We start from the raw sequence: 12,645 nt of genomic DNA, 5'->3' as shown, positions 1-12,645 counted from the left end.
CCTGACGCGGCTCGGCGACGGTGCCCGTCTACCCGTGCCGGGGCGGGCGAATCCCGCCCGTTGGGGCGTTGGTGTAGCAGCTGCGGCGGGCCCTGGGAGGGGCCAGCCGAGAGCACCGGAGCTGGCCCCTCCCAGGGCGCGGAAAAGCTGGTTGGCTCAGCCCGGAGACCGGCGGCGGGCCGGTCGCGGATCCGCCGGGCGCGACCGGCGGCGGTCACCGGCGACGGGGGAGGACGGATGCGGGACAACAGGGCGGCGCACTGGCGGCAGCGGCGGGCGGTGACCGGGCTGAGCGTGCGTCCCGGCGACCGCGAGGAGTCACTGATCGCACCGCCCCGGCGGTCCGGGGCCCGACCGCCCCGGTTCTTTACCGTGCACCTCGGCTTCGAGGCCGTCGATCCGGCTGTCGCCCGGGAGCTGGCCGTCGCGTACGCCGAGGCGCTGGGGCTGCTCCGCCCGGAGCTGGCGCTCGGCGCCGCGGCGCTCTCCCCGGCCGACGCCTGGCACCGCGCGGAGCGGCTGTTCTGCGGGGCGCTCGGGCCCGACGGCGAGCGGTGCGCGGACGTGGCCGGCCACCCGGGCTTCCACCACGCGCCCGGCCCCGGCGGTCTGGGTTGGGGCGACGGTGACTGAGCGCCGGGGCTCACTCCAGGTCGAACTCGCCGTCCTGGGCACCCGCGACGAAGGCGTCCCACTCGCCCTGGGTGAAGACCAGCACCGGCCCGTCCGGCTCGGCCGAGTTGCGCATCCCGATCAGGTCGTCGACGAAGGCCACCTCGACCGCGCCTTCGGAAGCGTCACCCTCGGCCCGCTGCCAGATCGCCCGGGAGAGGTCGAAGTCGCCCTTGGGGTGCTGACCCATGTCGTTCCTCCATCGCCACGCGTCACCGGGGAGCCCGTCCGGATCCCCATCGGGCAGGATAAGCGGATGCCGAGCCTGACCCGTGTAGAGGCGACCGCGCGTGGCGCGTTGATTACCGTCGAGTCCTACCAGGTGGACCTCGACCTGACCGGTGCGGGCGAGCGGTTCCGCTCGACCGTCACGATCCGGTTCCGGGCGACCCCCGGCGCCGACACCTTCGCCGAGGTGAAACCCGTTAACCTCCTCGGCGTACGCCTCAACGGCCGGGACCTCGACCCGGCCGTCCTCGACGACAACCGGTTGCCGCTGACCGGGCTGGCCGCGGAGAACACCCTGACGGTCAGCGCCGAGATGGCGTACTCGAACACCGGCGAGGGCCTGCACCGGTTCGTCGACCCGGCCGACGGCGAGACGTACCTCTACGCCATGTCCTTCCTCGACGACGTGCAGCGCATCTTCGCCGCGTTCGACCAGCCCGACCTGAAGGCGCCGGTGACCCTCTCGGTCACCGCCCCGCCGGAGTGGACCGTGGCCGCCAACGGGCGGCTCGCCGAGCGGCCGGCGCCCGGGCGCTGGGAGTTCGCCCCCACCGAACCCCTGGCCACCTACTTCTTCACGCTGATCGCGGGCCCGTGGCACGTCCGCCAGGACGAGCACGACGGCATCCCGCTCGGCCTCTACTGCCGGCGGTCGCTGGCCGCCCACCTGGACGCCGACGCCGACGAGATCTTCACGGTCACCCGGCAGTGCCTCGACCGGTTCCACCAGCTCTTCGCCGAGCGCTACCCGTTCGGCAAGTACGACCAGGCGTTCATGCCGGAGTTCAACGCCGGAGCAATGGAGAACCCGGGTCTGGTCACCCTGCGCGACGACTACATCTTCCGCTCCGCGGTCACCGACACGCAGCGGGAGCTGCGGGCCACCACGATCGCGCACGAGATGGCGCACATGTGGTTCGGCGACCTGGTCACCATGCGCTGGTGGGACGACCTCTGGCTGAACGAGTCCTTCGCCGAGTACCTGGGCACCCGGGTCACCGCCGAGGCCACCCGGTTCGACCGGGCGTGGACCACGTTCGCGATGCGCCGCAAGGCGTGGGGGTACGCGGCCGACCAGCGCCCCTCCACCCACCCGGTGGCCCCGGCGGAGGTGGCCGACGCCGCCCAGGCCCTGCTCAACTTCGACGGCATCTCCTACGCCAAGGGCGCCAGCGTGCTGCGCCAGCTCGTCGCCTGGGTCGGCGACGACGCCTTCCTCACCGGCTTGAACGCGCACTTCGCCAAGCACCGGTTCGGCAACGCCACCCTCACCGATCTGCTGGAGAGCCTGAGCACGGCGAGCGGGCGGGACCTGGCCGACTGGGCCGCCCGCTGGCTGCGCCGCCCGCAGGTGAACACGCTGCGGATGGTGACCGCGGTGGACGCCGACGGCCGGTGGAGCGAGGCGGCGGTGGTGCAGACCGCGCCGGAGGCGTACCCGGTGCTGCGCCCGCACCGCATCGGCGTGGCCCGCTACGCCCCGGACGCCCCGGTGCACCGCTTCGAGGTGGACCTGGACCCGGACGCCGACGGCGGTCGCACCGAGCTGACCGAGCTGATCGGGCAGCCGGCCGCCGGCCTGCTGCTGCCCAACGCCGGTGACCTCACCTTCGCCAAGATCCGGCTCGACCCCGCCTCCGCGGACGCGGTGCCGATGCTGCTCGCCGGGCTGGACGACCCGCTGGCCCGGGCGCTGCTCTGGGGCGAGGCACTGGACGCCGCCACCGACGGCGAGCGTCCGGTGGCCTCGGTGGTCTCGCTCATCGCGGCGGCGCTGCCGGCCGAGACCGAGGTGATCATCGCCGAGGACGTGCTCACCCTCAGCCGTGGCCTGGTCGACCGATACCTGGAGCCGCTGGCCCGGGCCGCGGCCCTGCTTCGGATCGCGGAGGCGTGCGCCGCGTTGTTGGCCGGCGCGCCGTCCGGGGGCTCGCTGCAGCTCGCCGCGGCCCGGGGCCTGATCGGCGCCACCGCCGACGCCGGGCTGCTCGCCGGTTGGCTGGCCGGCGACGGCGTGCCGGAGGGGCTGGCCGTGGACGCCGACCTGCGCTGGGCGCTGCTGCACCGGCTGGTCGTGCTCGGTGCGGCCGGCGAGCCGGAGATCGCCGCCGAGGCGGCCGCCGACCGCAGCGCCACCGGCGCCGAGCGGGCCGCGAGCTGCCGGGCCGCGCTGCCCGACGCCGACGCCAAGCGGGCCGCCTGGGAGATCATCACCAGCAACACCGAGCTCTCCAACCGGCTCGTCGAGGCGACCGCGGAGGGCTTCTGGCAGCCGGAGCAGGCCGAGCTGACCGCCGGATACGTCGAGCGGTACTTCGCCGACATGCCGGCGGCGGCGCGGCTGCGTACCCCCTGGATGGCCGACCGGGTCGCCACCCTGGCCTTCCCCCGCTACGCCGTGGCGCGGTCCACCCGGGACCTGGCCGCGGCGCTGCTGGCCCGCGACGACCTGACGCCGGGCCTGCGCCGGCAGGTCGTCGACCGGGACGACGATCTGCGCCGCGCGCTGGTGGCGCGCACGGCGGTGGCCGCCGCCTCGGCCTGACCGGTTCGTGGGTGGCGCGCCGAAACGGGCGCGCCACCCACGGCGCGGGTTCAGCGTGCGGCCGTCGTCACGGGGGCGTCCCAGTCGATGACGTACCGCTGCTCGGGGCCGAGCGTCTTCTCCGGGTTCATCGCTATCCGCATCAGCATCGGCATGAGCACCGGCATCAGCGCCCGGGCCACCGGGCCCGGTGCCTTCGTGCGGTTGATCTTCGCCGCTCGCGCGGCGACCGCTTCCACCCGGCTGCGGCGCAGCTGCTCGTAGGCGGCGAACGCGGACGGGATGTCGGGCAGGTCCCGCAGGCAGCGGGCCAGCTGCACGGCGCTCTCGATGGCCAGCGAGGCACCCTGGCCGGAGCTGTTCGACGGCGCGTGCGCCGCGTCGCCGACCAGCACCATCCGCCCGCGGTGCCAGTGCCGCACCGGCGGCATGATGTGCAGCGAGCCCACCACCTGCAGTTCGTCCTCGCGGCTGGTGAGCATGAGCTCGCGACCCGGGTCGTCGTCGGCGTACGCGGCCCGCAGCGTCCGCATCCAGTCGGCCGGTGGCACGGCGCGGGCCTCGGTGAGGCTCATCGGCCGTTGCTGCGGCAGGTTGACGCCCCACCGGGTGCCGCCGCCCGGCTCCGGCCAGTAGAGGTAGTAGCCGCCCCGGCCGAAGGCGAAGGTCATGGTGCCTGGTTCCACCTCGACCTCGTGCCGGGCCACCGCCTCGAAGCCGAGCAGCCCGGTGAACTTCGGCCCGACGGCGTCCGGGTCGATCAGGGCGCGCACCACCGACCGGATGCCGTCGGCGCCGATGAGGACATCCGCCGTCGCCGTGCTGCCGTCGGCGAACCGGGCGGTGACGCCGCTGCCCGTCTCCCGCACGTCAACCAGGCGCTTCCCGTGCTCGATGACCACCCCGTCGGCGTGGGCGCGGTCGTGCAACACGCGGTGCAGTTCGTTGCGGTGCACCACCTGCAACGGCGGCACACCCGCCAGACCCGGCAGGGCGATGCGCTTGCGCCCTACCGCCATCACCATTCGAACCATCGGATTGCCGATCGCGGTCACGGCCCGGTCCGCGTCGACGGCGCGCAGCGCGGCGACGCCGTTGGGCGCGAGCCCGAGCGTGCCGCCGGCGCCGTCGGTGGTGCTCGGGTACGCCTCGTACACGGTCGCGGTGATGCCCGCCCGGTGCAGCGCCAACGCGGTCACCGGGCCGGCGATGCCGCCGCCGATCACGATCGCTGTTCGCACTGTGGTCATGCTTCCCTCCCAGGGATCGTCGGTTGCGATGCGTACGAACCGACCTGGAGGGAGCCCAGCTATCCTCATGGTTGCCGCTTCGGGCCGGGCACCTTCGGGTGTCGGTTCGAGGTAAGGGCCCCGGCCTGGTGTTGGCGCACCGTGCCGGGGCCGTCCATCACGGTGCGGAGCCGCTCCTCTCCCCGGGCCCGTCCGGCTCGGCCGGCAGCACGCCGGTCTCGTGGAAGGCCCGCCACTCGGCCAGGCCCGGGTAGCTGCCCGAGCCGAGCTCGGCCAGCAGGGCGCGGACCCAGGCCACCTCCGCCTCCCGGATGGCCAGGTCGTATTCCGACTCGACCAGGAACAGGCGTGGCAGGGCGCGCAGGTGCTCCGCGAGGGCGGCACGTTCGGCCCCGACCTCCTCCTCCAGCAGCGTCAGCCGCCGGCGCAGCAGGGCCGTCGCCTCCTCGGGATGCAGCACGGCGAGCACCGACAGGCCGGCGCGGAAGCGGGACTGCTCGGCGACCGGGGTCGAGACCAGCTCGCGGGTCCAGTCGACCAGCTCCGCCCGGCCGGCGTCGGTGATGCGGTAGACGGTGCGCTCAGGGCGCCGACCCGCACGGACGCTCTCCACGGCCGCGATCAGGCCGTGCCGCTCCAGATTGCGGACCACCGTGTAGAAGGACCCCCACTTGATGCCCATGTCGTGGTCCTTGCCCCAGCCGCGCAGCGTGGTGGCGATCTCGTACGGGTGCATGGGCCGCTGGACCAGGGCGGACAGCACGGCCAGGGCCAGCAGGTTGCCGACCTTCCGTCGCCCCGACATGCCGCCTCCCATGATGCTCGCTGCCGATTACTCGCAGACGAGTATATGGCCAACCGGACGATCGGGGAAGCCCCGGCCGGAACCGTCCGAAGCGCGGGCGCCGGCAAGGGGCGAGACTGCCGACGCCCCGCACCGGCCTACGATCGCGGGGTGGAGGAAGACATCAGGCGGATCGGGATCATGGGCGGCACCTTCGACCCGATCCACCACGGTCACCTGGTGGCGGCCAGCGAGGTGGCGGACCGGTTCGGCCTGGACGAGGTGGTCTTCGTCCCCACCGGCCAGCCCTGGCAGAAGGCGGACGAGGTGGTCAGCTCCGCCGAGGACCGCTACCTCATGACGGTGATCGCCACCGCCTCCAACCCCCGCTTCCAGGTGAGCCGCGTCGACATCGACCGCGGCGGCCCGACGTACACCGTCGACACCCTGCGCGACCTGCACGCCGAGTACGGCCCGAAGGTCCAGCTCTTCTTCATCACCGGTGCGGACGCGCTGGAACGCATCCTGTCCTGGAAGGAAGTGGACAAGATGTTCGAGCTGGCCCACTTCATCGGGGTGACCCGCCCCGGGTTCGAACTCACCGACAAGCACCTCCCCGCGGACACGGTCAGCCTGGTACAGGTCCCGGCCATGGCCATCTCCTCGACCGACTGCCGCGCCCGGGTGGCCCGCGGTGAGCCGGTCTGGTACCTGGTGCCGGACGGTGTGGTGCAGTACATCGCCAAGCGGCGCCTCTATCAGCGGTGAAATCTTCCCCAACGCGAGCGTTTGTCCGGGTAATCGGCCAGAACTGACAAGTCGTCGCGCGGCCCGGTGTGAGAGGCTTGGAGGATCGCACGGTTGATCGAAGGAGAACGGTGACAGTTTCCGAACGCGCTCACGAGCTGGCGATGGCCGCCGCCCAGGCCGCGGCCGACAAGAAGGCGCAGGACATCGTCATCATCGATGTGGGCGACCAGCTCGCCATCACCGACGCGTTCCTGCTGGCCGCCGCTCCGAACGAGCGCCAGGTGCTCGCCATCGTCGACGCCATCGAGGAGCGTCTGCTGGAGCTGCCGGAGAAGGCCAAGCCGGTCCGGCGCGAGGGCGAGCGGGGTGGCCGCTGGGTGCTGCTCGACTACGTCGACATCGTGGTGCACGTGCAGCACACCGAGGAGCGCGAGTTCTACGCCCTCGACCGGCTCTGGAAGGACTGCCCGCAGATCCCGTTCGTGGACCGAGACCTGGCCGACTCCACCGCAGGCACCGCCAGCGCGGAATGACCCGCCTGATCATCTGGCGGCACGGCAACACCGACTGGAACGCCGCCGACCGGGTCCAGGGGCAGACCGACGTCCCGCTCAACGACCTCGGTCGCGAGCAGGCCCGCGCCGCCGCGTCCGTGCTGGCCGCGCTGCGCCCCGACGCCATCGTCGCCAGCGACCTGCGCCGGGCCGCCGACACCGCCGCCGCCCTCGCCGCGCTGACCGGGCTGCCGGTACGCACCGACGCCCGGCTGCGGGAGCGCCACTTCGGCCAGTGGCAGGGCCTCGCGCTCACCGAGGTCGCCGAGCGCTTCCCCGACGAGTACGCCCGCTGGCGCGCCGGCGACCCCGACCCGGGCGCCGGCATCGAGCACCTCGACGACCTGGGCAAGCGCCTCGGCGCCGCCATGCAGGACGCGGCCGACCTGGCCGTCGGCGGCACCGTCGTGGTGACCACGCACGGCGGCGGCGCCCGGCAGGGCGTCGGCTACCTGCTCGGCTGGGACCACGCCGTGCTGCGCAGCGTCGGTTCGCTGGCCAACTGCCACTGGACCGAGCTGCGCCACAACGACGTCCGGGGCTGGCACCTGCGCGCGCACAACGTCGGGCTCATCACGCAGCCGGCGCTGACCGACGCGGTCTGAGTCATCCGGCCCGGGCGTGCCGGGCCGGCATCGGCTAGCGTGCCGGTCATGCCCGTCGCGGTCGTCACCGACTCCACCGCCTACCTCCCGCCCGAGCTGGTGCGCGCGCACCGGCTCACCGTGGTCCCGTTGACCGTCGTGCTCAACGGCGCCGAAGGGCGGGAGGGGGTCGAGACGTTTCCGGACGACGCCGCCCGGGCACTGAGCGGCCGACGGGTCTCGGCCAGCACCTCCCGCCCGGCTCCGGAGCAGTTCGCGCAGGTCTACCGCGAACGGCTCGCCACCGGCGCCGCCGGCGTGCTCTCGGTGCACCTGTCGGCCGAGCTGTCCGGCACGGTGGAGGCCGCCCGGCTGGCCGCCGCCGAGTTCGGCGACCGGGTCGCCGTGGTCGACAGTCGCTCGACGGGGATGGGCCTGGGCTTCCCGGCGCTCGCCGCCGCCGCGGCCGCCGCCGAGGGCGCGGACCTGTCCGGGGTACGCCAGGCGGCGGTCGACGCCATCGCCCGGACCACCATCTTCTTCTACGTGGACACCCTGGAGTTCCTGCGTCGGGGTGGCCGGATCAACGCGGCCGAGGCCCTGCTCGGCACCGCCCTGTCGGTGAAGCCGATCATGCACATGCCGGACGGCACGATCGCGCTCCGGGACAAGGTCCGTACCGCCAGCCGGGGTGTGGCCCGCCTGGTCGACCTGGCCGTCGAGGCGGCCGGCGACGCCGAGGTGGACCTGGCGGTGCACCACCTCGCCGCCCCGCAGCGCGCCGAGCAACTGGTCGCGGCGCTGACCGAGCGCCTCGGCGCCCGCCTGCACGACACGTACGTCACCGAGGCCGGGGCGGTCGTGGCGGCGCACGCCGGACCGGGACTGGCCTGCGTGGTCATCCACCGCCGCCCCTCCTGACCGACGCCGCCTCCACCCGGGTGCCGGCGCCACCCCGGCGAGGTGGCGGCATCCAGTGCACGCGGACACCGCAGTTTCGTCGATGCGGCTCCGGATAGCGCGCGGCCCTCCGGGCCCGGGAGAATGACGTCGTGTCGTACGTGGTGACCGGCGGGGGCCGGGGCGTCGGACGGGCCATCGTGGAGCGGCTCGCCACCGACGGCGGCACCGTGGTGGTCGTCGAGCAGGACCCGGACGCGCTGCGCTGGCTGGCCGAGCATCCCGCCGCCGACCGGCTGCGGCCGGTGCTCGGCGACGCCGCCGACGAGGAGGTCACCGGGCGGGCCGCCGACCTGGCCGAGGCGGCCGACCCGCTGGCCGGCTGGGTCAACAACGCCGCCGTGTTCCGGGACGCCGCCCTGCACACCGCGCCTGCGGCCGAGGTGTTCGAGTTGATCGCGCGGAACCTGCGCCCCGCCGTGGTCGGCGCCGGCACCGCGGTACGCCGATTCCTGGCCGCCGGCACCGGTGGCGCGATCGTCAACGTCTCCTCCCACCAGGCCCGCCGGGCGGTGCCGGGCGCCCTGCCGTACGCCACGGCGAAGGCCGCCCTCGAAGGGCTCACCCGCTCGCTCGCCGTCGAGTACGGCGTCCGGGGCGTACGGACCAACGCCGTCGCGCTCGGCTCGATCCACACCGAGCGGCACGCCGCCTTCCTCGCCGCACGGGAGCCGGCCGAAGCGGAGTGGATCACCGCGGAGCTGGCTCGGCTGCACCCGCTGGGCCGGATCGGGCGTACCGGGGAGGTGGCCGAGGTGGTGGCGTTCCTGCTGTCGGAGCGGGCCAGCTTCGTCAACGGGGCGACGGTGCCGGTGGACGGCGGCCGGGCGGTGTTCGGCGTCGACCCCGAGGCGAGGTGAGCATGGACCGATAGCACGGTTCGGGCATGATCAGGTCGTCGTCCACAGGGGATCCGCCTGTCCACAGCCTGCCTGGTCCTTCCTGAACACCACCCGTCGTGCGACCTAGCCTCGCGCCGTGTCAGACGACGACGAGAGCGCGGTGCGCCGGCGGCTGTCCCGGCTGTTCACCCGGGACGCCCGCCGCGAGCCGGACTGGCCGACCTTCGACCTGCTCCCGGCGGCACCCGCCACGCCCCGGCCGCGCGTACCCGGGGAGCCGGGCCGGCGCTCCGATGCGGTCGTGCCGCCGGTCACCGGCTCCGCCGAGGCGGACGAGCCGGAGCCCAGCCCGGACCCGCCGTCGCGGCTCTCCCGGCTGCCCGGGCCGGGCGCGTTCGATCCCGGTCGGCGGGGCGTCCGGGCGCTGGCCCTCGTCGCCGTCGTCGTGGTGCTGGTGGCCGGGATCTGGGCCTGGCGGGCCCGCCCGCACGCCGAGCCGGTCCGGCCGGTGTCGACGGTGGCCGCCGCGGACGAGCCACTGCCGTCCCCGGTCGCCTCGTCCGGGGCGAGCGGCGAGGTGGTGGTCGCGGTCGCCGGCAAGGTACGCCGTCCGGGCCTGGTCCGGCTGCCCGCCGGCTCGCGGGTCGGCGACGCCCTCGAGGCGGCCGGTGGCGCGCTGCCCGGCGTGGACGTGGCCCTGCTCAACCCGGCCCGCAAGGTCACCGACGGCGAGCTGATCCTGGTCGGCGTGGCCGCACCGCCCGGCCAGCCGGCGCAGCCCGGCCAGGCGGCGGGGCCGGCAGCCCCCGGTGGGGCGCCCGCCGGTCCGGTCAACCTGAACACGGCCACGCTGGCCCAGCTCGACGCGCTGCCCGGCGTCGGCCCGGTGCTCGCCCAGCGGATCCTCGACCACCGGGAGCGGCACGGCGGCTTCCGGTCGGTCTCCGACCTGCGCCAGGTCGAGGGCATCGGCGACGCCCGGTACGAGCAGCTCAAAGAACTGGTGACGGTGTGAACCCCGCGACCGACACCGGGGCTCGCGAGGTACCCGATCTGCGGCTGGCCGGGCTGGCGGTGGCCGCCTGGCTGGCCGCCCTGGCCGGCCTGCACCTCACCGCGGCGGCGACGGCCACCGTGGCCGCGGTCGCCGGCGGCCTGGCCACCCTCCTCGGTCTCCACCTGTGCGGCCTGCTGGGCCGGCCGGCCGCCCCGGTCCGCCGGCTCGGCTGGGTCGCGGTGGCCGTGCTGCTCGGGGTGGTCTGCGGCGCGACCGCCACCGCGGCCCGGGTCGCGGTCCGCGACGCCGCCCCGGTGCGGGCGCTCGTGCAGGAGCGGCCCCTGGTCACCGTCGAGCTGGTGGTCCGGGACGACCCGCGCCCGATCCGGGGCGTCGCCGGCCGGCCGGCCACCGTGCTCCTCCGCGCCGACCTGCTCCGTCTGACCGACTCCACCGGCCGGCAGGTGGCCGGATCGGTGCGGGGCCTGGTGCTGGCGAGCGATCCGGCCTGGCGGACCCTGCTGCCGGGGCAGCGGGCGACCGCACGGGGAAGGCTGATGGCCCCGCGCGGCGGGGATCTGACCGCGGCGGTGCTCTCGGCGACCGGGTCGCCCACCCTGCACGGCCCACCGCCCTGGGTGCAGCGGGCCGCCGGCGCCCTCCGGGCCGGGCTGCAACGCGCGTGCGAGCCGCTCCCCGACGAGCCGGGCGGGTTGCTGCCCGGCCTGGTCGTGGGCGACACCAGCCGCCTGCCGCCGGCGGTGGAGGAGGACTTCCAGACCACCGGGATGACCCATCTGAACGCGGTGTCCGGCTCGAACGTGGCCATCGTCGTCGGGGCGGTGCTGCTGCTCGCCCGCTGGGCCCGGGCCGGTCCCCGGACCGCCGCCGCGCTCTGCGTGTTCGCCCTGATCGGGTTCGTGATCCTGGTTCGGCCGTCGCCGAGCGTGGTCCGCGCGGCGGCGATGGGAGCCATCGGCCTGGCCGCGCTCGCCGCCGGGCGATCCCGGGCCGCGCTGCCCGCCCTCGCCGCCGCGGTCACCGTGCTGGTGCTGGTCGACCCGGAGCTGGCCGGGGACCCCGGTTTCACGCTCTCCGTGTGCGCCACCGCCGGGCTGCTGCTGCTCGCTCCCGGGTGGCGGGACGGCCTGCGCCGGCGGGGCGTACCGGCAGGGCTGGCCGAGGCGCTCGCCGTGCCGGCCGCCGCCCAGCTCGCCTGCGGTCCGGTGATCGCCGGCCTGTCCGGCACGGTGAGCCTGGTCGCGGTGCCGGCGAACCTCCTGGTGGTGCCGGCCGTCGCGCCCGCCACCGTGCTCGGCGTGCTCGCCGCCGTGGCGTCGCCGGTCTGGCCGGCGGGTGCCGAGTTCGCCGCCTGGCTGGCGAGCTGGCCGGCCTGGTGGCTGGTGACGGTGGCCCGGCAGGGGGCCCGGTTGCCCGCCGGGACGCTGCCCTGGCCGGGCGGGGTGACCGGCGCCCTGCTGCTGGCCGCCCTGAGCGTGGCCCTGCTGCTCGCCACCCGCCGGCCGCTGCTCCGCCGGCTCGTCGCGGTCGGCGCGGTCGCGGCGGTGCTCGGCGCGCTGCCCGTCCGGCTGCTGGCCGCCGGCTGGCCACCGGCCGGCTGGGTGGTGGTGGCCTGCGCGGTGGGGCAGGGCGACGCCGTCGTGCTGCCGGTCGCCGCCGGCCGGGCGGTGGTGGTCGATGCCGGCCCGGACCCGGCCGGGGTGGACGGGTGCCTGCGCCGGCTCGGCGTACGGGAGGTCCCGCTGCTGGTGGTCAGCCACTTTCACGCCGATCACGTGGGTGGCATCGCCGGGGTGTTCCGGGGCCGGCGGGTGACGGACGTGGTGACTCCGCAGTGGGCGGAGCCGCCCTACGGCGTGTCCCAGGTACGCGCCGCCGCGCGCGATGGCGGCGCCGCGCTGCGTGCCGTGCCGGCGGGCTGGCGGTGGCGGGCCGGGGGAGCGGAGCTGGCCGTGCTCGGTCCGCCGTACCCGCTGCGGGGCAGCCGGTCGGATCCGAACAACAACTCCCTGGTGCTGGCGGCCACGGTGGCCGGGGTGCGGATCCTGCTGCCGGGCGATGCCGAGACGGAGGAGCAGCGGGCCCTGCTGGAGAGCCTGCCGCCCGGTGGTGTCCGGGCCGATGTGCTGAAGGTGGCCCACCACGGGTCGGCCTACCAGGATCCGGAGTTCCTGGCGGCGGTCCGGCCCGCCGTCGCCCTGGTGTGCGTGGGCGCGGACAACGACTACGGGCACCCCAACCCGGGCCTGCTGGACCGGCTCACCCGGGCCGGCGCGCGGGTGCTGCGGACCGACACGGACGGGGACGTCGCCGCGGTCCGGGACGGCTCCGGCCTCGCGGTGGTGGCCCGGGGCGTGGGGCCGGGACGCCGGGGTGGCCGGTGACCCTGGCGGATCGAAGCGGATTGCTCGGATAGCAGGCGGATCGACTCAAATGTCTGGATTCGCGCTGAGTGCAG

12 protein-coding genes are annotated in these 12,645 nt (G+C 75.2%); 9 read left to right on the top strand and 3 right to left on the bottom strand.

Annotated features, from left to right (window positions below; all coding sequences use genetic code 11):
* The first annotated feature begins 237 nt into the window (after positions 1-237).
* The gene (locus ABZ783_RS29980; protein ID WP_357443964.1) at positions 238-633 is read left to right on the top strand and encodes a hypothetical protein; all 396 of its coding nucleotides are present in this window, start codon (positions 238-240) and stop codon (positions 631-633) included.
* 10 nt (positions 634-643) lie between these two features.
* Here ABZ783_RS29980 and ABZ783_RS29975 read toward each other — a convergent pair whose 3' ends face one another.
* Positions 644-862, bottom strand: coding sequence for a DUF397 domain-containing protein (locus ABZ783_RS29975; RefSeq protein ID WP_073838287.1), 219 nt, complete (start codon positions 860-862; stop codon positions 644-646).
* 66 nt (positions 863-928) lie between these two features.
* On the opposite strand from ABZ783_RS29975, the gene pepN reads away from it, so the two are divergent.
* Positions 929-3,445, top strand: coding sequence for an aminopeptidase N (gene pepN, locus ABZ783_RS29970; RefSeq protein WP_357443962.1), 2,517 nt, complete (start codon positions 929-931; stop codon positions 3,443-3,445).
* Positions 3,446-3,495: 50 nt separating this feature from the next.
* Here the strand turns inward: pepN and ABZ783_RS29965 are convergent, their stop codons facing one another.
* Positions 3,496-4,695: an NAD(P)/FAD-dependent oxidoreductase gene (locus ABZ783_RS29965; protein WP_357443960.1), complete on the bottom strand. Its 1,200-nt coding sequence runs from the start codon at positions 4,693-4,695 to the stop codon at positions 3,496-3,498.
* 157 nt (positions 4,696-4,852) lie between these two features.
* Positions 4,853-5,500, bottom strand: a complete 648-nt coding sequence (locus tag ABZ783_RS29960) for a PadR family transcriptional regulator (RefSeq protein WP_357443958.1) — start codon at positions 5,498-5,500, stop codon at positions 4,853-4,855.
* Positions 5,501-5,650: 150 nt separating this feature from the next.
* Here ABZ783_RS29960 and nadD point away from each other — a divergent pair, with 150 nt between their 5' ends.
* From nadD to ABZ783_RS29925, 7 genes are all read left to right on the top strand, one after another.
* The gene (nadD, locus tag ABZ783_RS29955) at positions 5,651-6,247 is read left to right on the top strand and encodes a nicotinate-nucleotide adenylyltransferase (RefSeq protein WP_357443957.1); all 597 of its coding nucleotides are present in this window, start codon (positions 5,651-5,653) and stop codon (positions 6,245-6,247) included.
* Between the two features lie 110 nt (positions 6,248-6,357).
* Positions 6,358-6,762, top strand: coding sequence for a ribosome silencing factor (gene rsfS / locus ABZ783_RS29950; RefSeq protein WP_073838283.1), 405 nt, complete (start codon positions 6,358-6,360; stop codon positions 6,760-6,762).
* Positions 6,759-7,388 carry a histidine phosphatase family protein gene (locus tag ABZ783_RS29945; protein WP_357443954.1) on the top strand — a complete coding sequence of 210 codons (630 nt, stop codon included), beginning with the start codon at positions 6,759-6,761 and terminating at the stop codon, positions 7,386-7,388. Before rsfS ends, ABZ783_RS29945 begins: the two co-directional genes overlap by 4 nt.
* 48 nt (positions 7,389-7,436) lie before the next feature.
* Entirely contained in the window at positions 7,437-8,288 is an 852-nt protein-coding gene (locus tag ABZ783_RS29940) for a DegV family protein (protein ID WP_357443952.1), read from the top strand.
* 131 nt (positions 8,289-8,419) lie between these two features.
* On the top strand, positions 8,420-9,187 hold the full coding sequence (locus ABZ783_RS29935; RefSeq protein WP_357443950.1) for an SDR family oxidoreductase: 768 nt from the start codon (positions 8,420-8,422) through the stop codon (positions 9,185-9,187).
* Positions 9,188-9,305: 118 nt separating this feature from the next.
* Positions 9,306-10,184 (top strand): ComEA family DNA-binding protein, encoded by an 879-nt coding sequence (locus tag ABZ783_RS29930; protein WP_357443948.1) that lies wholly within the window; start codon positions 9,306-9,308, stop codon positions 10,182-10,184.
* Positions 10,181-12,571, top strand: coding sequence for a ComEC/Rec2 family competence protein (locus ABZ783_RS29925; RefSeq protein ID WP_357443946.1), 2,391 nt, complete (start codon positions 10,181-10,183; stop codon positions 12,569-12,571). The genes ABZ783_RS29930 and ABZ783_RS29925 overlap by 4 nt, the downstream gene beginning before the upstream one ends.
* The last annotated feature ends 74 nt before the right edge of the window (positions 12,572-12,645 follow it).

This window comes from Micromonospora sp. NPDC047738, assembly GCF_040642675.1.
Taxonomy (GTDB): Bacteria; Actinomycetota; Actinomycetes; order Mycobacteriales; family Micromonosporaceae; genus Micromonospora.
The sequence above is the reverse complement of the archived record's forward strand: the minus strand, read 5'-3'. Positions and strand labels throughout refer to the sequence as shown.

What these genes read in the sequence shown, in the direction of transcription:
- ABZ783_RS29980 (WP_357443964.1), top strand. Translation starts at nt 238, where the DNA reads ATGCGGGACAACAGGGCGGCGCACTGGCGGCAGCGGCGGGCGGTGACC.
- ABZ783_RS29975 (WP_073838287.1), bottom strand. Translation starts at nt 862, where the DNA reads ATGGGTCAGCACCCCAAGGGCGACTTCGACCTCTCCCGGGCGATCTGG.
- pepN (WP_357443962.1), top strand. Translation starts at nt 929, where the DNA reads ATGCCGAGCCTGACCCGTGTAGAGGCGACCGCGCGTGGCGCGTTGATT.
- ABZ783_RS29965 (WP_357443960.1), bottom strand. Translation starts at nt 4,695, where the DNA reads ATGACCACAGTGCGAACAGCGATCGTGATCGGCGGCGGCATCGCCGGC.
- ABZ783_RS29960 (WP_357443958.1), bottom strand. Translation starts at nt 5,500, where the DNA reads ATGTCGGGGCGACGGAAGGTCGGCAACCTGCTGGCCCTGGCCGTGCTG.
- ABZ783_RS29945 (WP_357443954.1), top strand. Translation starts at nt 6,759, where the DNA reads ATGACCCGCCTGATCATCTGGCGGCACGGCAACACCGACTGGAACGCC.
- ABZ783_RS29940 (WP_357443952.1), top strand. Translation starts at nt 7,437, where the DNA reads ATGCCCGTCGCGGTCGTCACCGACTCCACCGCCTACCTCCCGCCCGAG.